This is a genomic window from Streptomyces sp. NPDC005863, assembly GCF_042871345.1.
Taxonomy (GTDB): domain Bacteria; phylum Actinomycetota; class Actinomycetes; order Streptomycetales; family Streptomycetaceae; genus Streptomyces.
This window is the reverse complement of the sequence record NZ_JBIAII010000008.1, coordinates 166,631-185,732: the sequence shown is the minus strand read 5'-3', so window position 1 is coordinate 185,732 and position 19,102 is coordinate 166,631. Positions and strand designations below refer to the sequence as shown.

Here is a 19,102-nt window from a genome sequence, read left to right as displayed (position 1 = left end):
GCAAACCCCCGGCACGGGCATCTCAACCTTCATCCCTAGCGATCGACCGGCAGGTCGGCGTTGCCGCGCCCACACCCGCCACGGCCTGAAGAGGACCCACACCTTGCACCAACCCGCGATACCCCCTGCCTCCGCACGGACCCCGCACGCCGAGGCTGTTCTGTCCCGCCTGTACGTCCCCGCGGAAGTCGCCGCCGTCCTCGGCTGCTCCGCCTGGTGGGTCAAGGACCGCGCCCGCCGACGCCTCATCCCGTTCACTCGCGTCGGCCGCGCCTACCGCTTCACCGGCGAGCACCTCGCGGAGATCATCCGCATGCACGAGGCCCGCCCCGCGCTCCCGCAGAAGCGGGCGGCAACGCCTCCTGCCCCCAAGCCGCCTGCTCCCCAACCGCCTTCTTCGTCCGCCGCTACCAAGGTCCACTTGCGGGCTCGGCCACCACGCCGAGCCCGCCAGTCCCAGTTCGGGACCGCCGCCTAGCACGACGACGAAGAGGGGGAGGGATACATGGGTTTCGGCGAGAAGCGCGGTAACTACTGGCGCGGCCGCTACAAGATCGCGCCCGGCAAGCACCTCACCGTTGTCGGTGGGAACGGCAAGCCGATCAAGTACGCCACCAAGGGCGAGGCTCAGCGTGCCGCGAGCGAGGCCGAGAACAAATACCGGCGCGGAGACTGGCGCGACCCGGCACTCGGCCGGGAGACCTTCGGTGAGTACGCGAACCGCTGGTACGCCGCTCAGGACCTGGCGGCCTCGACCATGCAGAACTACAAGCGCCACATTGAGGAGCACCTGCTCCCCGACTTTGAGGACAAGGCGCTCGCAGGCGTCCTGCGCGCGGACGTCGAGCTGTGGGAGAAGAAGGAACGGGCCGTATACGCGGCCTCCAGCGTCAAGACCTGGCGCTCCACGCTCCACCTGATCTTCGAGGACGCGATCGACGAGGGCCTGCTCACTTCCAACCCGGCTGCCAGGCGACGCGGACGGGGCAAGCGCGCCGGCCGCTCCCGCGACCGCGGCCCGGAGAAGGTCGTCACCGACGCGCTCGGCATCCTGCTGACCGCCGAGCGGGCGGCCCTGCTGTCCGGCCGCGACGACGAGTTCGTCGCCACGGTCCTCAAGGGCTACACCGGCAAACGCTGGGGTGAAATCGTCGGCTTGGAAACGGAGTTCGTCCGACCCGGCGCCTTTCGCGTCGAGTGGCAGCTGTACGAACTCGACACCGGCGAACTGGTCCGCTGCCCGCCCAAGGACGACAGCTACCGCACCATCGACTCGACGGACTGGCTGTCCGCCCTGGTCTTCAACCACGTCGCCCGCACGAAGCCGACGCCCTGCCCCTGCCACGGCAGGACATACGTCTTCCGAGGCCAGGGCACAGCTCGTACAGGTGGTCACCAGGGCGCCAAGCTTGTCGACGTGGCCCGCCGTGCCGAGGTCTCCACGGGGACGGTTTCCAACGTCCTCAACCACCCCGACCGCGTACACGAGGACACCCGCGTACGGGTCGAACTCGCCATCACAGAGCTTGGGTTCATTCGGGGTGGTGCCACGTCGGAGCCCGCAGCCCACTGGCGCCGCAACGGCTTCGCCACCTGGCTGTTCACCCCGGCGGTGTCCGGCTGGTATCCGAAGAAGGCGCCCCAGGAGGCCCGCCCGGTGCCCATCCTCGGCGAGCCGTGGCCTGGCATCCCAGCCCGAGGCCGAGGCGCCGCCGCTCGGGCGGACGCCTGCTGGCTCCCGATCGCCAAGGGCCTCACACCTCACGGCCTGCGCCACACCCACCGCACGATGATGGAGGACCTCGGCACCGAGAAGGTCCTCATGGACGAGCGCATGGGCCATATCGACGGCTCGGTCTCGGCACGCTATGCCCACGTCACCGTCGGCATGCGCCGGCGTCTCGTGGCTGGCCTGACTGCACAGTGGGAAGCAGCGCTCGACGCACGGCTCGCGATGTGCACCGCGTCGCCGGTAGGGGCGCTGGACACACTCTTGAAGGCGCGGCGGGTCGGGCTCTCATAAGGCAGACGTAGCCATCCAGGAGGTACACGAGGACACCAGTACACGAAGCAGAGGCCGCCGGGTGGGAGAAGGGCTTTACCTGGCCCGGCGGCTCATTTTCAGCGGGATGCTCAGACAATGAACCCGCCCAGAGCAGTGTCCACGGCGCTGCTTGAGCGGTTTGGCAGGTGGAGTCGTGCCGATACCGGTTGGATGAATGGCGGGGGCCGATGTTTGCGGCCGGAGCCTGGTGAGGCAGGGTGGAGGCCATGGTGACCTTGGCGAATACCGCAGTGGACGGTTCTGTGAGAGTGGCCTCCCGCGCGCTGCTGGAGCCGGGGAGCCAGGCGCAGGTCGTGTCGATCTGCGGGGTCGAGGCCCTGTGCTTCTACCGACTGGACGCAGCTGAGCACGCACGGCGAGAGCGAAGTTCAGCTGCGCCGTTGGCTCATATGGCCGACCTGGAATCTCTGCTGGCTCTGCCTGTGGGCATTGCTGTCCCCATGGACACGTTGGGTCCCGAAGAGCGGCGTGCTGTCCGGGCCCTGCCAGCTGGGGCCGCTGAGCGCAGCCGGAAGACCGTGGCCAGGCAGGCTATGCGTCCCGTGCATGTGGATCTTGCTGTGGTCCGCGCCGCCAGCTTGCGTCAGGGGCTCGAGAGGGCTGGCCGCTTCGCGCCCTTCTGCCGCCGGGCTGTGTTGCTGGATCGCAGGCCAGCTCGTCTGGATGAAGCGCTGGTGGAAGCTGACTTCTACGGAATCGGTGTGTTTGTCGCCTCAGGACGTGACGTCGAACTGGTCCTGGAACCGGAGGAGTACAGGCCGCCTCGACACACCGCTGCGGCCTGGTGGTTCGTCGAGGACCTGTATCAGCGACTCCGGTCGGCTTCCGCCTTCTGACCGGTGGCGAGCTGCTCGGGTGCTTCGAGAGCCCAGCGGTCCAGTTGGGCAGGGGACTTAAAGGCGCCCGGTTGCCGGATTGACGCGTTGATCACCGTGTACTGACCCAGGGCTGTCCGGCAGCGGTCGTACCACCACTGCTGACGAGCGAGTCCGGGTTCGGCAGCGGCGAGGGTGCGAAGCCACTCCATGAGGACCGCAACATTGTGAGCGGCGGCCGAGGCCGGCAGGTCGCCGCGATTGCTCGTAAAGGCATCCAGGGCGCGGTTACCAGCGCAGGAAGCGCAGTAACAGACCGGTGTGTCCGCGCCACCGTAGCGCTTGGCGATCGTCTCTCCCAGGAAGAACGCCATCAACTCGGGGAAGAGGACGTGCGGAGACCTGACAGGGATGCGCTTGTTCGTCTGTGCCTTTTCGCCTGGTGCGACGATGTGCCGGTATCGGCTACTCGTGCCGAAAGCAGTGAAGGCTGCACCAGCGGCCAGGGCGCCGAAGGCTGCGAGGTCGGTACGCAGGAGTGCCGCGTCGGGAACTTCCTCGACGAGCCGCTTGAGATGGGTTACGGCTTTTGCGTATCGGCCGAGGGGATCCATTTGTCCGCCCAGCATGATCGCCTTAGGGCCCCTGAGCATACGCAAATAGGCGATGAGCTGGCGAGTCGACTCTTGGTCGCGCAACCAGGCGACATCGACAGGGGCAGCGAAGACCACTGTTGGGTCGTCAAGTTCCAGGACGCGGGTTACGGCCGCACGAAGGGCGTCCGAGTCTTCGGCCCTGATGTAGCCCGTGGGCGTCATAGCGAGCGTCGCGCCGGCATCGCGTTGCTCGGCCAAGGCAAGTTCCAGGGGGTCATCGAGGAACAGCGTGGGCTCGATCTCGTATGGGAACGGATCGTCTTCTGTTGCGACGCGAGTCTCGTACACAGCCGGGTCGATCAGGAGCGGGCTGTCGAAGCCCTCTTTGAAGCGTAGGGTGCCGGCCTTCTTCACTGCGTCGTCTCCGCACAGGACGAGTCCGCTTCGGCCGGGGTCCAGGTGGGCCTGAACGTAGTTGAGGCGGAAGGTGCTGACTTGGATCAGCATGCGGCCGCGCAGCTGGCTCATGCCCTCCGACTGCCCTGCCTGGCTCGCGGCATCGGGAGGCTCGGTCAGATTGGAGCGAGGACGGGGCAGCGAGGAGGAGGGCTCGTTCATGGTCACCTTCGAGTGGCTGGGATCGATGATGAGTCGGCGCCATCGACGTATAGGCGCTGGAAGTCCTCCGGGAGGAGATGGGCACATGCTGCCGCGTCCTCAAGAGGCATCTGGCGAATAGTCAGCAAGTGCTGCACGAGAGTGGCGACTCGCTGAGGGTGTTCGGGGAGCACCTCGACCGGCTCTGTCGTACGGTAGCCGAGCGCTGACATCTCGATCATCAGGGTGCGGTACTGCCATTCGCTGATGGTGTTGAGTGTCTGGGCACGGCGCAGGAGAGCCGACATTGAAACGCCCCAAGTGCGCTTGAGATCCGCCAGACCAGCTAGGTCGATCCCGTCTGAGAAGGACGCTCGGATATCGGCGGCCGGCATCAGGAACTCTGCGGCGAAGGCGTCTGCCTGCTTCTCTTGTGTGGACGCTGTCCCGGGTTCCGGGTGCATCACCATGTGTCCCAATTCGTGGGCGATGCTGAAGCGGCGACGATCTCCGGGGGCGCGCGTGTTGGCCAGCAGGAGCGGCTGTCGCCCCTCGGGCCACTGGCTTACGGCGTCCAGCAGGTCGCTGTCCAAGTCTTCGGTGAGTACGAGGGCGCCAGCGTCCTCCGCTACCCCAACCATGTCGAGCACGGGGCCGGGCGGCATGTTCCATTCCCGGCGGACCCGGCGTGCTGCGTCCTTGGGGGTCATGAGGTCGTTCAACGGGACCCTTAGGAAGCGCGTCGGCTCCTCCGGTACGCCTGCCTCCGCTGTGAGGCCGTCCAACTGCAGTCGGGCCAGGGCTAGGTGAGCATGGACGCGGCGTAGTGCAGAGGTGGACAGGGACGCCTTCTTGCGGTGATGAACCAAGCCCACCCCGATGCCACTCACCTGTGGGTCCAGGCAGAGCAGCGCTGGAGGATATCCAAGGGCGGCGGCATATAGGGCCAGACGATCGTCACTAACGACGAGTCGCCCAGCTTCTGCACGGCTCACGTAGCCCTGGGACACAGGAGTCGCTTCCCCCTGAGACGCCTTAGTCATGGCGGCTGCGACCTCTACCTGGGTCAACCCCCGGGACTCTCGTGCCAACACGAGCATCCCCGGCTGTGCTTCTTGCCTGACCGCTGCCATGCGCTTCTCACCGCCTCATATCAGTCCTCAAAACAGTAGCACGAAATATTCCGCTGCTGATGCCTTGCCCGAAGCGGATGGCGAGTGAGGTGCCTAGAGGTGGCGCTGACTCGGCCGGAACGGCGACGTGCGCGGAGCCAGTTGGGGTGGAGCTCCAGCTCCCGGATCTCTCCTCCTGGGAGCCGCATCCCGAAGTCGGCTCCCAAATGGCTCCCAAATCGGCCCCCAAACGCAAATTAGGCCCGGCACTGATTTCTCAGTACCGGGCCTGACCTGGTGTTTCAGCTGTCGGGGTGGCGGGATTTGAACCCACGACCTCTTCGTCCCGAACGAAGCGCGCTGCCAAGCTGCGCTACACCCCGATGTCGTTGCTCCGCGATCTGCTGGGCAGGTCGCGGCGACATCGATTACTTTAGCGGACCGGCGCCCTGAGACGAAATCCGGTTTTCGTGGGCCCCCGGCCCCGGCCCCGGGGGCGCGGGCGGAGGCGGTCGAGGGTGACGATGAGCAGGGCCAGGGCGTAGAAGGCCAGGCCGAAGATGACGGAGTTGATCAGGACGCCCGCGTAGCCGTGGAGGTCGACGTCCAGGAACGGGTACGGGTAGCGGGTCGTCGGGCCCGGGGACATCAGGGGGCCGCGGGCCAGGGCGAAGGCCAGGTACGCGAGGGGATACAGCAGCCACAGGCCCGCGTGGCGCAGGCGCAGGCCGCCCGGGGCGGTCAGCAGCAGCCAGTCGAGGGCCACCGCGATCGGCGTCACCGTGTGCAGCAGCTGGTTCGCGGCCGAGTGCCAGCCGGTCAGCGTCGCCGCGTCCGTCATCGAGAAGCCGCTCGCGTCGCCGGCGAGGATCAGGTGGTAGACGAGACCCGTGATGGCTATGTAGAGCAGCGTGCCGCCGGACACCCAGGCCGGCAGCGGCCCCCGGCCCCGCCACGCGCGCCACCCGGCGAGGCCGAGCACCGCGGCCACCACCATGTTGCTCTGCACCGTGAAGTAGCTGAGGACCCGCAGCGGGTCGCCGGTGTCCGCCAGGTCGATCACGATCCCCGTCACCGCGGCCAGCGCGATCAGCACCCGGAAGGCGGCCACACGGGGTCGCCGCACCCGTGGCACCACCGCCTCCGCGGGGGCACCCGGACGTGCGGGGTGGGGCTGGCGTGCGGAACGTACGGGGCGTATCGGGGCAACCATCCCCCCACGGTAAACACCGTTCCGCGCGGATGTGTGCTGCGCAGGGACGGATGCGTGCCGTGAGGGGCGGATACGTGCCTGGGGAGAGACAGTCGCGGAGGTGCGAGCAGCGGCACGGGCGGCGCCCGCCTCAGCCCCGCCCCCGCCTCAGCCCCACCCCCGCCTCAGCCCCGCGCCCCTCAGCCTTCCCGCCCCGTCAACGTCAACAGCGTCGCCTCCGGAGGGCACGCGAACCGCATCGGGGTGTAGCGGTTCGCGCCGCAGCCGGCCGACACGTGGAGGTACGACGTCCGGCCCTCCGCCTCGTGCGTGGAGAGGCCCTTCACGCGGGCCGTGTCCAGGTCGCAGTTGGTGACCAGGGCGCCGTAGAAGGGGATGCAGAGCTGGCCGCCGTGGGTGTGCCCGGCGAGGATCAGCGGGTAGTCATCGGCGGTGAACGCGTCCAGGGAGCGCAGGTACGGGGCGTGCACGATGCCCATCGAGAAGTCCGCCCCGGACACCGGACCGCCCGCCACGCGCGCGTACCGGTCGCGTTTGATGTGCGGGTCGTCCACCCCCGTGAGCCCGATCTCGTAGCCGTCGATCTTCAGCGAACCCCGCGTGTTCGTGAGGTTCACCCAGCCCGCCGCGTCGAATCCGTCGCGCAGCCCCTCCCACGGGTTGTGGATGACGCCGACCGCGGGCGGGTTCCCGTTCAGACCGTGCTTGCCCTGCACCTTCTCCAGCAGATAGCGGGCGGGGTTGCGCGGCTTGGGGCCGTAGTAGTCGTTCGAACCGAAGACGTACGCCCCGGGGAACTCCATCAGCGGACCCAGCGCGTCCAGCGTCTCCGGAACGCCCTCCGGGTCGGACAGGTTGTCGCCCGTGTTGACCACGAAGTCGGGACGCAGCCCCGCCAGCGAGCGCAGCCACCGCTGCTTCCTGCGCTGCCCGGACACCATGTGGATGTCGGAGACCTGGAGGACCCGCAAGGGACGCATCCCCGCCGGCAGTACGGGCACCGTGACCCGCCGCAACCGGAACAGACGGGGCTCGACGCCCACGGAGTAGGCGAGGCCGGCCGCGGCCGTCGCCGAGATGCCCAGGGGTACTGCGTATCGCGCGCGCATATCCCCATCGTGTCAGACCTGCGCGCGTCCCGGCCCACGCGGCCCGTGGGACGGCGGCGCCCCAACCCCCGCCCCCGTCACCGGACTCCGCCACCGGACTCCGCCACCGGACTCCGTACCCGCCACCGGACTCCGTGCCCAGGGGAGAACGAAGTGCCCGCGCACCCGTACCCGCAGGAAATGCGGGGGCAGGAAGCCCGCCGCACCTGCCACAATCAACCCATGACCACGCTCAAGTCGAAGCTGCAGGAAGACCTCACCGCCGCGATCCGGGGGCGCGACGAGCTGCGCTCCTCGACGCTCCGGCTGACCCTCACCGCCGTCACGAAGGAGGAGGTGGCGGGCACCGAGGCCCGCGAACTCTCCGACGACGACGTGCAGAAGGTCATCGCCCGCGAGGCGAAGAAGCGCCGTGAGGCCGCCGATGCCTTCGGCCAGGCCGGGCGCACCGAGCAGGCCGAGCGCGAGAAGGCGGAGGGCGAGATCCTCGCCGAGTACCTCCCCAAGCAGCTCTCCGACGACGAGCTGCGGGACATCGTCGCCCAGGCCGTCGAGGAGGCGAAGGCCGCCGGTGCCGAGGGGCCGCGCGCCATGGGCCAGGTCATGAAGATCGTGAACCCGAAGGTCGCGGGCCTGGCCGAGGGCGGCCGCGTCGCCGCGACGGTCAAGCAGCTCCTCGCGGGCTGAGGTCCCGGCCGGCTGTACGTGAGTGAGGGCGCCCCCTGCCTCAGGGGGCGCCCTCACTCACGTACAGGACAAGTGACCGCAGCGGGCCAGAGGCCGGCTACTGGGGCCAGCCGCCGATGCCACCCCAGTCACCGTTCCCCCCGCCACCGTTCCCGTTCCCACCGTTCCCGTTCCCGCCGATGACCCCGGGCGGAAACTCCGGCCAGCCACCGCCACCGCCACCGTTGCCCCCGCCACCGTTGCCGCCGCCCCCACCTGCGCCACCGTTACCGCCACCGCCGCCACCCGTGCTTCCGCCCCCGCCCGGCTTGTCGTCGTGGCCGCCGCCGTGGTCCTCGTCCTCGTCCCGGTCCTTGTCGCCGCCGGGCAGATGCACGTTGGCGAAGCCCGGCGCCGGCTTGCCCGCGAGTGCGCCGCTCATCGCGTCGCGCCAGATCGGGCCCGGCACCTCGCCGCCGAAGACCTTGTCGTACGGGACGCCGCCGATGGTGATGCCGGTCATCCGCCGCTTGTGCAGCGGGTCACCCACCCAGACCGCGCCCGCCATGTTCGGCGTGTACCCGACGAACCAGGCGGCGTAGCGGTAGTCGGTCGTACCCGTCTTGCCCGCGCTCGGGCGGGAGCCGAGACCGGCCTGCTTGCCCGTGCCGTCCTCGACCACGCCCTTCAGGAGGGCGTTGACGGTGTCGGCGGTCTTCTGCGACATGGCCCGCGAGCACGTCGACTTCGGCACCGGCAGCGACTTGCCGCCGAGCGTGGTGATCGCCTCGATGGCGATCGGCGTGCAGTACGTGCCGCGCGAGGCGAACGTCGCGTACGCGCCCGCCATCGTCAGCGGCGACACCTCCTGGGTGCCGAGCGCGATCGACGGCGCCTGCATCAATTCCTTGCCGTCGGCGCGCTCCACGCCCATCTTCTGGGCCATCTTCGTCACCGGGCAGATGCCGATGTCCCCGATGAGCTGCACGTAGTAGGTGTTGACCGACTTCGCGGTCGCCTCGCGCATGCCGTACGGACCGACCTCGGACTCGTTCTCGTTGGTCAGCTTCGCGCCGCCGGAGTTGACCCACCCCTTGCCGTCACAGGTGGAGACCCGCTGCGGGTAGGGCATCTCGTACGGCGCCGAGTAACTCTGCCCCGCCGACTTGCCGCCCTCCAGGGCCGCCGCCGCGACGATCGGCTTGAACGTGGAACCGGGCTGGTAACCCGCGCCGCCGCCCATGTTGTCGTCGACCGAGAGGTTCATGACCGTCTCGTCCTTCTTGAAGCCGTACGGACGCGACTGGCCCATGCCGAGGATCTTGCCGCTGCCCGGCTCGACGATGGTGGCGGCGGTCGCCACGTCGTCGGTCTTGTACACGTGCTTCTTCATCGACGCCTGCACGGATTCCTGCGCCTGCGGGTCCAGCGTGGTGCGGACCTTCAGGCCGCCGCGGTTCCAGACCTTGGCCCGCTCCTCCTTCGTCTTGCCGAAGACCGGGTCGCGCAGGAAGACCTCGCGCACGTAGTCGCAGAAGAAGCCGGCGCCCTTGACCGAGGTGATGCAGCCGTTCTCGGGCCGGCTCACCTTCAGGGTGATCTCGGTCTTCTTGGCGGCGTCCGCCTCTGCCTGCGAGATGTCGTGCGTCTCGGCCATCCGCTGCAGCACGACGTTGCGCCGCTTGGTGGCCTCCGCCGAGTCGTTGACCGGGTCGTACCGGCTGGGCGACTGCACGATGCCGGCGAGGAGCGCGGACTCCTCCAGCTTCAGGTCCTTGGCGGGCTTGGAGAAGTACCGCTGGGCCGCGGCCTCGATGCCGTACGCCTGCTGCCCGAAGTAGGTGATGTTCAGGTAGTTCTTGAGGATGCGCTTCTTGCCCAGCTTCTCCTCGACCTGAATCGCGTACTTCAGCTCGCGGATCTTGCGGCCGAGCGTCTGCTGGGTGGCCTCGGCGACCTTCGTCGGGTCGTCGCCGGCCTCCTCGACGAAGACGTTCTTCACGTACTGCTGGGTGAGCGTGGACGCGCCCTGTGAGACGCCGCCGCTCTGCGCGTTCTGGTTGAGCGCGCGCAGGATGCCCTTGAGGTCGACCGCGCCGTGCTCGTAGAAGCGGGAGTCCTCGATCGCGACGATCGCCTTCTGCATGTACGGCGAGATGTCCTTGAGCGGGACGACCGTGCGGTCACGCGAGTAGACCGTGGCGATCTGACCGCCCTTGTTGTCGAGGATCGACGTGCGCTGACTGAGCGGCGGCTGCTTCAGATTGGCGGGGATCTCGTCGAATCCCTCGACCGAACCCTTGGCCGCGAGTCCCAGCGCTCCGGCCGCCGGCAGCGCGATCCCGGCCAGCACCGCCCCCGCCAGGACACTGACTCCGAGGAACTTCGCGGCCTGCTGAGTTGGTGACAGACCACCGCCCGAGCGCTTCTTTCCCATGAGGGCAGCCTAATCCGTACTTGAGTGCGTTCCGAGGGAGCGAGTGATCCTCGGGATGTTCGCCCCCGCCGCGGGGTGTCCGCCCCTGCCGCCACAGACGTGCCGCAGACGTGCCGCAGCCGTACCGCGGACGTTCCGATTCGCCGGACAGGCCTCAATGCCTTGGCCTAAGCTGCTCTCAACTGTCACTGCCGTGCGGTGCGGCATTAGCCCCTCCCCCCTCCCGGGTCCCGCGGATTCCTGTCCGAATTCGCCTCTTGTGACGCGCGGCGTCCGTTGTGGCTCAACTGAATTATCCCGGAATGCCGGTTTTCGCACGGATGTCGCCAGCTCACTCCGTCGGGTGATCTGCCGCTTACGCATAGTCCGTTCGGGCCATTCAAGATTGGGCCCGAAGGGGGTGTTGCGCTGTGCCCACCTTCCGTAACGTCCTCAACTGGCGGCGGTGAATATGCCGCTGCCGCCGTGGGGGAGCCTCGATTCGGGAGAGGACGGCGCCGGTATGGGCTGGGTAACCGACTGGAGTGCGCAGGCGGCCTGCCGCACTACCGATCCGGATGAACTGTTCGTTCAAGGAGCAGCGCAGAACAGGGCCAAGGCGGTGTGCACCGGATGCCCGGTGCGGACCGAGTGCCTGGCCGACGCGCTGGACAATCGCGTCGAGTTCGGCGTGTGGGGTGGCATGACGGAGCGAGAGCGCCGCGCACTGTTGCGCAGGCGTCCCACCGTCACCTCATGGCGCAGGCTCCTGGAGACCGCGCGCTCCGAGTACGAGCGTGGCACGGGCCTGTTGCCCGTCGACTTGGAGGACGAGGAGACGTACGAGAGCTACGCGGCGGTGGGGTAGAGCGACGGGACGCCGGGGCGGTGCTTCCCGCTCTGAGGAGGTAAACGCACCCGGCGACGGGGGAGTTCCCGCGTCCGGTCAGCCCGTCGGCGTCCGGTCAGCCCGCCAGCCGGTCCCCTACGGCGCGGAGCCCCGCAAGGTCATGTACATCACCGGGCAGCGCGGCCACCTCGGCCACCGCCACCTCGGGGTGGCGTGCGGTGAAGCGGTCACGTGTGCGCTGCTCGCGGACGAGCAGCTGCATCCGCTCGGCGTGCAGCCGCAACAAACCTGCGGTCATCTGTTCGATGCACGCGTCGGTCACGGGCTCGCTCACCGGCTCGGAAGGGGCGGCCTCGGAAGTGGGATCCTCCGAAGTGGGGTCCTCGGGAGTCGCGGGCGCTTCGGGCGGCGCGGGGTTATCTGAAGTCGCGGAATTCTCTGAAGTCGCGTGATCCTCGGGGGAGTTACGAACTCCTTCCTTCCCGCCCTCCTGATCCACAATGCCGCGTTCCTCAAGATTTTCCGCGGCGGCGAGGGCGCGCTCGGCCGACAGCTGGGCGGCACCGCTGCCGTGCACGCGGTTCAGCACGAGACCCGCCAGCGGCATGTCGTCCGCCGCGAGCCGCTCCACGAAGTACGCGGCCTCCCGCAGCGCGTCCCGCTCCGGCGAGGCCACCACCAGGAACGCCGTGCCGGGCGCCTGCAGCAGCCGGTACGTGGCGTCGGCCCGGGTGCGGAAGCCGCCGAACATGCTGTCCATCGCCGTCACGAACATCTGTACGTCACGCAGCAACTGCCCGCCGAGCAGCTTGCCGAGGGCGCCCGTCATCATCGACATGCCGACGTTCAGGAACTTCATCCCGGCCCGGCCGCCCACCTTCGCCGGCGCCATCAGGACCCGGATCAGCTTCCCGTCCAGGAAGGACCCGAGGCGCTTGGGGGCGTCCAGGAAGTCCAGCGCGGAGCGCGAGGGCGGCGTGTCGACGACGATCAGGTCCCACTCGTCGCGGGAGCGCAGCTGCCCCAGCTTCTCCATCGCCATGTACTCCTGCGTGCCCGCGAAGCCCGCCGAAAGCGACTGGTAGAAGGGGTTGTCGAGGATCGCCCTGGCGCGCTCCTTGTCGGTGTGCGCCTCGACGATCTCGTCGAACGTGCGCTTCATGTCGAGCATCATGGCGTGCAGCTCGCCGGAGCCCTCGATGTCCTTGACCCGCCGCGGCACGTTGTCGAGCGAGTCGATGCCCATGGACTGCGCGAGCCTGCGCGCCGGGTCGATGGTGAGCACGACCGTCTTGCGGCCCCGCTCCGCGGCGCGCAGCCCGATGGCGGCCGCCGTGGTCGTCTTGCCGACGCCGCCGGAGCCGCAGCACACCACGATCCGGGTCTCCGGGGCGTCGATCAGGGCGTCCACGTCCAGCACCCGGCCGGGCTCCAGGGTCCGCGCCGATTCCTTGGTCGTGCGGTCCCCGGTCATGAGATCCCTTGCTTCCGCAGTTCCGTGGCGAGCTCGTAGAGGCCCGCGAGGTCCATCCCGCCGGTGACGAGCGGGAGTTCGTGCAGAGGCCGGCCGAATCCGCTCAGCACGGCGCGCTGGTCGCGCTCCAGGGCGAACCGCTCGGCGTACTCGGCGGCCTGCTCCAGGAGCGGCGCGACCAGCCGGTCGGCGGCCCCGCCGCGGCGCGCGCCGCCGAGCCCGGCGGTGGACAGCGACTTGGCGACGGCCGTACGGGGCGCCTGCTCCAGGCCCAGCTTCAGCGAGGCCTCGTCAAGCAGGGCCGGGCGCACCATGTTCACGATGAGCCGCCCCACGGGCAGCTGCGCGGCGCGCAGCTCGGCGATGCCGTCCGCGGTCTCCTGGACGGGCATCTCCTCCAGGAGGGTCACCAGGTGCACGGCGGTCTCGGGCGACTTCAGCACCCGCATCACCGCCTGGGCCTGATTGTGTATCGGCCCGATCTTGGCGAGCCCGGCGACCTCGTCGTTGACGTTCAGGAAGCGGGTGATGCGGCCGGTCGGCGGCGCGTCCATGACCACGCAGTCGTACGCGTACCGCCCGCTCTTGTCCTTGCGGCGCACGGCCTCACAGGCCTTGCCGGTGAGGAGCACGTCCCGGAGTCCGGGCGCGACGGTGGTGGCGAAGTCGATGGCACCGAGCTTCTTCAGGGCGCGTCCGGCACCCCCCAGTTTGTAGAACATCTGGAGGTAGTCGAGCAGCGCGAGCTCGGGATCGATGGCGAGGGCGTACACCTCCCCGCCCCCGGGAGCGACGGCGATCTTCCGCTCCTCATAGGGCAGCGCTTCTGTTTCGAAGAGCTGCGCGATGCCCTGCCTGCCCTCGACCTCCACGAGGAGGGTGCGTTTGCCCTCCGTCGCGAGGGCGAGCGCGAGGGCCGCGGCCACCGTGGTCTTGCCGGTACCGCCCTTGCCGCTGACGACCTGGAGCCTGCTCACCCTTCCGAGCCTAACCAGTCGCCGCCCGGACCATGCAGGAGCCCACCCTGAGCAGCCCGTCACACCGACTACAGTCGGCCACATGACCAAGTGGGAATACGCAACCGTGCCTCTGCTCGTCCACGCCACGAAGCAGATTCTTGACACCTGGGGCGAGGACGGCTGGGAGCTGGTCCAGGTCGTCCCGGGTCCGAACAACCCCGAGCAGCTCGTGGCCTACCTGAAGCGGGAGAAGCAGGCGTGAGCGCCGTCGAGGAGAAGCTCGCGTCGCTCGGGCTGACGCTGCCGGAGGTCGTGCCGCCGCTGGCCGCCTACCAGCCGGCCGTCCAGTCCGGCGTGTACGTCTACACCGCGGGCCAGCTCCCGATGGTGGACGGCAAGCTCGCCGTGACCGGCAAGGTCGGCGGCGAGGTCACCCCGGAGGAGGCCAAGGACCTGGCCCGCACCTGCGCGCTGAACGCGCTGGCCGCGGTCAAGTCGGTCGCCGGTGACCTGGACCGCATCGCGCGCGTGGTGAAGGTCGTCGGCTTCGTGGCCTCCGCCCCGGACTTCACCGGCCAGCCGGGCGTCATCAACGGCACCAGTGAGCTGCTCGGCGAGGTCCTCGGCGACAAGGGCGTGCACGCGCGGAGCGCCGTCGGCGTCGCCGTGCTCCCGCTGGACGCCCCGGTCGAGGTCGAGATCCAGGTGGAACTGACCGAGGCGTAGCAGCATTTCGGCCGCACAGGGGTGTCGCGTACCGGCCCCCCTGTAGGCGCCGATCATTGCCTCTCGAACATCAGCGCACCAAGGGATAGCCTCCGCCCATGGCAAATGGGCAGTGGTACCCCCCGGAGTGGCCGGACCGCATCCGCGCCCTCGCGAGCGGCGAGCTGACTCCGGCGACCCCGCGCCGCGCCGCGACCGTCATGCTCCTCAGAGAGGGCGACGGCGAGCCGGAAGTACACATGCTGCGCAGACGCGCCTCCATGGCCTTCGCCGGAGGCGCGTACGCGTATCCGGGCGGCGGCGTCGACCCGCGCGACGACGACCACCTGGTGCGCTGGGCGGGCCCCACGCGCGCGTCCTGGGCGGCCCGCCTGGGCGTCGGCGACGAGGCCGAGGCGCAGGCGATCGTCTGCGCGGCGGTCCGCGAGACGTACGAGGAGGCGGGCGTCCTGCTCGCGGGCCCGACCCCGGAGACGGTCGTCGGCGACACCACGGGCGACGACTGGGAGGCGGACCGCGAGGCCCTGGTGGCCCGCGACCTCTCCTTCGCCGAGTTCCTGGACCGCAGGAACCTGCACCTACGGAGCGACCTGCTGGCCGCGTGGGCCCGCTGGATCACCCCGGAGTTCGAGCCCAGGCGGTACGACACGTTCTTCTTCGTGGCCGCGCTACCCGAGGGCCAGCGCACCCGCAACGCCTCGACGGAGGCCGACCGCACGGTCTGGATCACCCCGTCCGAGGCGGCGGCCCGCTACGACGCGGGCGAACTCCTGATGATGCCGCCCACGATCGCGACCCTGCGCGCCCTGACGTCCCACCGAACCCCCGGCGCCACCCTGACCGCGGCCCCGACCCAGGACATGACCCCGGTCCTGGCCCAGGCCCACCTGGAGGGCACGACATTGATCCTCACCTGGCCGGGCCACGACGAGTTCACGAAACACATCCCCAAAACGCCCCAAACCCAGCGCCCCTGAGCCGGCCGAGGCAACCACCCACCGGCCGTCGGCCGCGTACGAGACGGGAGGGGACGTGGGGGTATGTGCGCACGGAGCACCGAGCCCGCTGTAGCCCCGCCATTCGGGAGGCGTGGCGAACAGTGGATGGCGAGTACGCACATACCCCCGTGGCCCCGCACCCACAGACGGGCAGCAGGCGCAGACGCAAGCCCCCACGGCGGTCCCACACCTCGACGGACGTCAGAGGCCCGCAGACGGGCCTACAGCACCCTTAGGGCGGCCCACAGCAGACGCCGCCCCCACCGGTAACCCGCAACCCGGAAGCCACACCGCAGACAGGAGCACCCCGCATGACAGACGCCGCCGCCCTCCCCGGCCAACCCCGCGGCGGAGTCCTCAGCGGCCCCGCCACCCCACGCGCCGTCAACGTCCTGGCGCCCAACGCGTCCGCGATGACCCTGGACGGCACGAACACCTGGATCGTCTCCGAGCCGGACTCCCCGCTCGCGGTGGTCATCGACCCGGGCCCGCTGGACGACGCCCACCTGGGCCACGTCATCGAGACGGCGGAGAAGGCGGGCAAGCGCGTCGCCCTGACCCTGCTCACCCACGGCCACCCGGACCACGCGGAAGGCGCCGCCCGCTTCGCGGAGCTGACCCGTACTCACGTACGCGCCCTGGACCCCGCCCTGCGCCTGGGCGACGAGGGCCTCGCGGCCGGCGACGTGATCACCACCGGCGGCCTGGAGATGCGCGTCGTCCCCACCCCCGGCCACACCGCCGACTCGCTCTGCTTCCACCTCCCGGCCGACCGCGCGGTCCTGACGGGCGACACGATCCTCGGCCGCGGTACGACGGTCGTGGCGCACCCCGACGGCCGTCTCGGCGACTACCTGGACTCCCTGCGCCGGCTGCGCTCCCTGACGGTCGACGACGGCGTCCACACCGTGCTGCCGGGCCACGGCCCGGTCCTGGAGGACGCCCAGGGGGCGGTCGAGTTCTACCTCGCGCACCGGGCCAACCGCCTTGCCCAGGTGGAGACGGCGGTGGAGAACGGGCACGTCGAGGCGGCGGACGTGGTCGCCCACGTGTACGCGGACGTGGACCGCTCCCTGTGGCCGGCAGCGGAGCTCTCGGTCCGGGCGCAGCTGGACTACCTGCGGGAACACGGGCTGATCTGAGACAGAAGCCCTACAGACCCCTATAGAGCACTACAGAGCACTACAGAGCCCAGCGGGAACGGCTGACCCACAAACGCCGGATGGGCCCCGCCTCCCAAGAGGCGGGGCCCATCCGGCGTACAGACACAGCGTCAGCGCGACCGCTTCGCCAGCCGCTCCACGTCCAGCAGAATCACCGCGCGGGCCTCGAGCCGCAGCCACCCGCGCCCGGCGAAGTCCGCCAGCGCCTTGTTGACCGTCTCGCGGGAGGCGCCGACCAGCTGGGCGAGCTCTTCCTGCGTGAGGTCGTGCACGACGTGGATGCCCTCTTCGGACTGCACGCCGAAGCGGCGCGACAGGTCGAGGAGCGCCCGGGCGACACGGCCCGGCACGTCGGAGAAGACCAGGTCGGACATCTGGTCGTTGGTCTTGCGCAGGCGCCGGGCGACGGCGCGCAGCAGCGCGGCGGCCACCTCGGGCCGGGCGTTCAGCCACGGCTGGAGGTCGCCGTGGCCCAGGCCGAGCAGCTTGACCTCGGTGAGGGCGGACGCCGTGGCGGTCCGCGGGCCCGGGTCGAAGAGCGACAGCTCACCGATGAGCTCGCCGGGACCGAGCACCGCGAGCATGTTCTCGCGGCCGTCGGGCGAGGTGCGGTGGAGCTTCACCTTGCCCTCGGTGACCACGTACAGCCGGTCTCCGGGGTCACCCTCATGGAAGAGCGCATCCCCCCGCGCGAGCGTCACCTCACTCATGGAGGCGCGGAGCTCCGCGGCCTGCTCGTCATCGAGCGCCGCGAAGAGCGGGGCGCGCCGCAGAACGTCGTCCACGAGTTCTCTCCTTGTCGACCTGCTCAGGGGATCTTGTTTCCCCGCATATCAGGGGTCCGTGTTCCCCATTTTGCCGGACGGTCCAAACAGTGTGATCAGTCACAAGTCTGCCGCACCGGCGTCGCAAGCTGTGCGGGAGGGGGCCAATTGGGGGCCGATCCATGGGGTCAGGGACGGATGTCAGTGTCGGGCTCTAGGCTGGCCGGGTGTCCAAAAAGCCGGTGAGAGCGCAGGCCGAGGGGGCTGAGCAGGTGGCCGCACCCCGTGATTCCGCTGTGGGCGAACATGCGTCCGGGTCCCCCAAGAAAGCGACAAATTGGACAGCTCTCCTGGTGTCCCCGGTGAAGAGGTCGACCCTGTGAACGCAAAGAAGACGACGCCGGCGGCGCCCGCCGAGAAGACGGCGGCGACGAAGAAGAAGACGACCGAAACGGGCTTGGCGCCAGCCAAGAAGGCCACGGCCAAGAAGGCGCCCGCCAAGAAGGCCACGGCCAAGAAGGCGCCAGCCAAGAAGGCCACGGCCAAGAAGGCGCCCGCCAAGAAGGCCCCGGCCACGAAGGCCGCCACCGAGAAGACGCCCGCGAAGAAGGCCGCCACCGAGAAGGCGCCCACCCAGAAGGCCACCGCCAAGAAGACGCCCCCCTCGAAGGCCACCCCCGCGAGCACCCCCGACCCCCGGACCGAGTCCCACACGGCCCTCGTCCGCCGCGCCCGCCGCATCAACCGCGAGCTCGCCGAGGTGTATTCGTACGCCCACCCCGAGCTGGACTTCGAGAACCCGTTCGAGCTCCTGGTCGCCACGGTGCTCTCCGCGCAGACCACCGACCTGCGGGTGAACCAGACGACCCCGCGCCTGTTCGCCGCGTACCCGACCCCGGAGGACCTCGCGGCCGCCGTCCCCGAGGAGGTCGAGGAGCTCATCAGGCCGACCGGCTTCTTCCGGGCGAAGACGAAGTCGATCATGGGCCTCGCCAAGGTGCTGCGCGACGACTTCGGAGGCGAGGTTCCGGGACGCCTGGAGGACCTGGTGAAGCTGCCCGGCGTGGGCCGCAAGACCGCCTTCGTGGTCTTGGGCAACGCTTTCGGTGTGCCTGGTTTGACCGTTGACACCCATTTCGGGCGCCTTGTCCGCCGCTGGAAGTGGACCGAGCAGACGGACCCGGACAAGGTCGAGGCGGCCGTCGGCGCGCTCTTCCCGAAGAGCGAGTGGACGATGCTCTCGCACCGCGTGATCTTCCACGGCCGCCGCATCTGCCACTCCCGCAAGCCCGCCTGCGGCGCCTGCCCGATCGCCCCGCTCTGCCCGTCGTACGGGGAGGGGGAGACCGACCCGGAGAAGGCCAAGAAGCTGCTGAAGTACGAGATGGGCGGCTTCCCCGGCCAGCGCCTCAAGCCGCCGGCCGACTACCCGGGCAAGCCCGCGCCTCCGCTCGCCGCGGGGTGACGACGACGGCAGGCGGAACGAACCGGAGGGGAAAGAGCGTTGTCCAGAGGCGGACGGGGGTACCGATGACGCACGCGAGCGACACGACGAACACGAAGAACACGGCGGACACCA

The 19,102-nt window shown here is 69.5% G+C and carries 18 protein-coding genes, 1 tRNA gene and 1 pseudogene; 10 read left to right on the top strand and 10 right to left on the bottom strand.

Translation table 11 applies throughout. The features are described 5' to 3' along the window. Positions 1–103 precede the first annotated feature (103 nt). The 3 genes from ACFYO9_RS26675 (at position 104) to ACFYO9_RS26665 (ending at position 2,901) form a co-directional block, all read left to right on the top strand. Positions 104–478 carry a helix-turn-helix domain-containing protein gene (locus ACFYO9_RS26675; RefSeq protein WP_358777283.1) on the top strand — a complete coding sequence of 125 codons (375 nt, stop codon included), beginning with the start codon at positions 104–106 and terminating at the stop codon, positions 476–478. Positions 479–505: 27 nt separating this feature from the next. Beyond that, positions 506–2,023, top strand: a complete 1,518-nt coding sequence (locus ACFYO9_RS26670) for a LacI family DNA-binding transcriptional regulator (protein ID WP_358777284.1) — start codon at positions 506–508, stop codon at positions 2,021–2,023. Positions 2,024–2,271: 248 nt separating this feature from the next. Further along, entirely contained in the window at positions 2,272–2,901 is a 630-nt protein-coding gene (locus ACFYO9_RS26665) for a hypothetical protein (protein WP_358777285.1), read from the top strand. Here the strand turns inward: ACFYO9_RS26665 and ACFYO9_RS26660 are convergent. The 6 genes and pseudogenes from ACFYO9_RS26660 to ACFYO9_RS26635 all read right to left on the bottom strand — a co-directional run bounded on the left by ACFYO9_RS26660 (position 2,871) and on the right by ACFYO9_RS26635 (position 7,507). Then, positions 2,871–4,094 carry a hypothetical protein gene (locus ACFYO9_RS26660; RefSeq protein ID WP_358777286.1) on the bottom strand — a complete coding sequence of 408 codons (1,224 nt, stop codon included), beginning with the start codon at positions 4,092–4,094 and terminating at the stop codon, positions 2,871–2,873. The genes ACFYO9_RS26665 and ACFYO9_RS26660 overlap by 31 nt on opposite strands. A 2-nt stretch (positions 4,095–4,096) precedes the next feature. Continuing rightward, positions 4,097–4,783, bottom strand: a complete 687-nt coding sequence (locus ACFYO9_RS26655; RefSeq protein WP_358777306.1) for an ImmA/IrrE family metallo-endopeptidase — start codon at positions 4,781–4,783, stop codon at positions 4,097–4,099. A 210-nt stretch (positions 4,784–4,993) separates the two neighbouring features. Beyond that, a pseudogene (locus ACFYO9_RS26650) lies at positions 4,994–5,173 on the bottom strand (multiprotein-bridging factor 1 family protein); the annotation flags it as partial. Between the two features lie 321 nt (positions 5,174–5,494). Further along, positions 5,495–5,568, bottom strand: a tRNA-Pro gene (locus ACFYO9_RS26645). 50 nt (positions 5,569–5,618) lie between these two features. Further along, positions 5,619–6,398, bottom strand: coding sequence for a Pr6Pr family membrane protein (locus ACFYO9_RS26640; protein WP_388666630.1), 780 nt, complete (start codon positions 6,396–6,398; stop codon positions 5,619–5,621). Positions 6,399–6,577: 179 nt separating this feature from the next. After that, positions 6,578–7,507 carry a metallophosphoesterase gene (locus ACFYO9_RS26635; RefSeq protein ID WP_355810897.1) on the bottom strand — a complete coding sequence of 310 codons (930 nt, stop codon included), beginning with the start codon at positions 7,505–7,507 and terminating at the stop codon, positions 6,578–6,580. Between the two features lie 222 nt (positions 7,508–7,729). Between ACFYO9_RS26635 and ACFYO9_RS26630 the strand changes: the two genes are divergently transcribed. Beyond that, on the top strand, positions 7,730–8,194 hold the full coding sequence (locus ACFYO9_RS26630; RefSeq protein WP_358777288.1) for a GatB/YqeY domain-containing protein: 465 nt from the start codon (positions 7,730–7,732) through the stop codon (positions 8,192–8,194). A gap of 97 nt (positions 8,195–8,291) precedes the next feature. Here the strand turns inward: ACFYO9_RS26630 and ACFYO9_RS26625 are convergent, their stop codons facing one another. After that, positions 8,292–10,610 carry a transglycosylase domain-containing protein gene (locus ACFYO9_RS26625; RefSeq protein ID WP_358777289.1) on the bottom strand — a complete coding sequence of 773 codons (2,319 nt, stop codon included), beginning with the start codon at positions 10,608–10,610 and terminating at the stop codon, positions 8,292–8,294. 502 nt (positions 10,611–11,112) lie between these two features. On the opposite strand from ACFYO9_RS26625, the gene ACFYO9_RS26620 reads away from it, so the two are divergent. Continuing rightward, positions 11,113–11,457, top strand: a complete 345-nt coding sequence (locus ACFYO9_RS26620) for a WhiB family transcriptional regulator (RefSeq protein ID WP_016642765.1) — start codon at positions 11,113–11,115, stop codon at positions 11,455–11,457. A 97-nt stretch (positions 11,458–11,554) separates the two neighbouring features. Here the strand turns inward: ACFYO9_RS26620 and ACFYO9_RS26615 are convergent, their stop codons facing one another. Both ACFYO9_RS26615 and ACFYO9_RS26610 read right to left on the bottom strand, forming a co-directional pair. Further along, positions 11,555–12,913, bottom strand: a complete 1,359-nt coding sequence (locus ACFYO9_RS26615; RefSeq protein WP_358777290.1) for an ArsA family ATPase — start codon at positions 12,911–12,913, stop codon at positions 11,555–11,557. Continuing rightward, positions 12,910–13,890, bottom strand: coding sequence for an ArsA-related P-loop ATPase (locus tag ACFYO9_RS26610; RefSeq protein WP_355810906.1), 981 nt, complete (start codon positions 13,888–13,890; stop codon positions 12,910–12,912). Before ACFYO9_RS26610 ends, ACFYO9_RS26615 begins: the two co-directional genes overlap by 4 nt. 82 nt (positions 13,891–13,972) lie before the next feature. Between ACFYO9_RS26610 and ACFYO9_RS26605 the strand changes: the two genes are divergently transcribed. The 4 genes from ACFYO9_RS26605 (at position 13,973) to ACFYO9_RS26590 (ending at position 16,738) form a co-directional block, all read left to right on the top strand. After that, entirely contained in the window at positions 13,973–14,134 is a 162-nt protein-coding gene (locus tag ACFYO9_RS26605) for a DUF4177 domain-containing protein (RefSeq protein WP_003975360.1), read from the top strand. Then, positions 14,131–14,598, top strand: coding sequence for a RidA family protein (locus ACFYO9_RS26600; RefSeq protein ID WP_355810910.1), 468 nt, complete (start codon positions 14,131–14,133; stop codon positions 14,596–14,598). Before ACFYO9_RS26605 ends, ACFYO9_RS26600 begins: the two co-directional genes overlap by 4 nt. A 98-nt stretch (positions 14,599–14,696) precedes the next feature. Beyond that, a complete protein-coding gene (locus ACFYO9_RS26595) occupies positions 14,697–15,575 on the top strand; it encodes an NUDIX hydrolase (protein WP_355810913.1) in 879 nt (292 codons plus the stop codon). A gap of 332 nt (positions 15,576–15,907) precedes the next feature. Further along, positions 15,908–16,738, top strand: a complete 831-nt coding sequence (locus tag ACFYO9_RS26590; RefSeq protein ID WP_358709889.1) for an MBL fold metallo-hydrolase — start codon at positions 15,908–15,910, stop codon at positions 16,736–16,738. Positions 16,739–16,869: 131 nt separating this feature from the next. On the opposite strand, the gene ACFYO9_RS26585 is transcribed toward ACFYO9_RS26590, so the two are convergent. Then, entirely contained in the window at positions 16,870–17,544 is a 675-nt protein-coding gene (locus ACFYO9_RS26585; protein ID WP_016642758.1) for a Crp/Fnr family transcriptional regulator, read from the bottom strand. A gap of 358 nt (positions 17,545–17,902) precedes the next feature. Between ACFYO9_RS26585 and nth the strand changes: the two genes are divergently transcribed. After that, on the top strand, positions 17,903–18,988 hold the full coding sequence (gene nth, locus ACFYO9_RS26580) for an endonuclease III (protein WP_388666627.1): 1,086 nt from the start codon (positions 17,903–17,905) through the stop codon (positions 18,986–18,988). Positions 18,989–19,102 lie beyond the last annotated feature (114 nt).

Coding starts and splice junctions, on each gene's coding strand:
- ACFYO9_RS26595 (WP_355810913.1), top strand. CDS start 14,697: ATGGCAAATGGGCAGTGGTACCCCCCGGAGTGGCCGGACCGCATCCGC.
- ACFYO9_RS26605 (WP_003975360.1), top strand. CDS start 13,973: ATGACCAAGTGGGAATACGCAACCGTGCCTCTGCTCGTCCACGCCACG.
- ACFYO9_RS26670 (WP_358777284.1), top strand. CDS start 506: ATGGGTTTCGGCGAGAAGCGCGGTAACTACTGGCGCGGCCGCTACAAG.
- ACFYO9_RS26655 (WP_358777306.1), bottom strand. CDS start 4,783: ATGACCCCCAAGGACGCAGCACGCCGGGTCCGCCGGGAATGGAACATG.
- ACFYO9_RS26640 (WP_388666630.1), bottom strand. CDS start 6,398: ATGGTTGCCCCGATACGCCCCGTACGTTCCGCACGCCAGCCCCACCCC.
- ACFYO9_RS26615 (WP_358777290.1), bottom strand. CDS start 12,913: ATGACCGGGGACCGCACGACCAAGGAATCGGCGCGGACCCTGGAGCCC.
- ACFYO9_RS26625 (WP_358777289.1), bottom strand. CDS start 10,610: ATGGGAAAGAAGCGCTCGGGCGGTGGTCTGTCACCAACTCAGCAGGCC.
- ACFYO9_RS26620 (WP_016642765.1), top strand. CDS start 11,113: ATGGGCTGGGTAACCGACTGGAGTGCGCAGGCGGCCTGCCGCACTACC.
- ACFYO9_RS26630 (WP_358777288.1), top strand. CDS start 7,730: ATGACCACGCTCAAGTCGAAGCTGCAGGAAGACCTCACCGCCGCGATC.
- ACFYO9_RS26660 (WP_358777286.1), bottom strand. CDS start 4,094: ATGAACGAGCCCTCCTCCTCGCTGCCCCGTCCTCGCTCCAATCTGACC.
- ACFYO9_RS26635 (WP_355810897.1), bottom strand. CDS start 7,507: ATGCGCGCGCGATACGCAGTACCCCTGGGCATCTCGGCGACGGCCGCG.
- ACFYO9_RS26665 (WP_358777285.1), top strand. CDS start 2,272: ATGGTGACCTTGGCGAATACCGCAGTGGACGGTTCTGTGAGAGTGGCC.
- ACFYO9_RS26590 (WP_358709889.1), top strand. CDS start 15,908: ATGACAGACGCCGCCGCCCTCCCCGGCCAACCCCGCGGCGGAGTCCTC.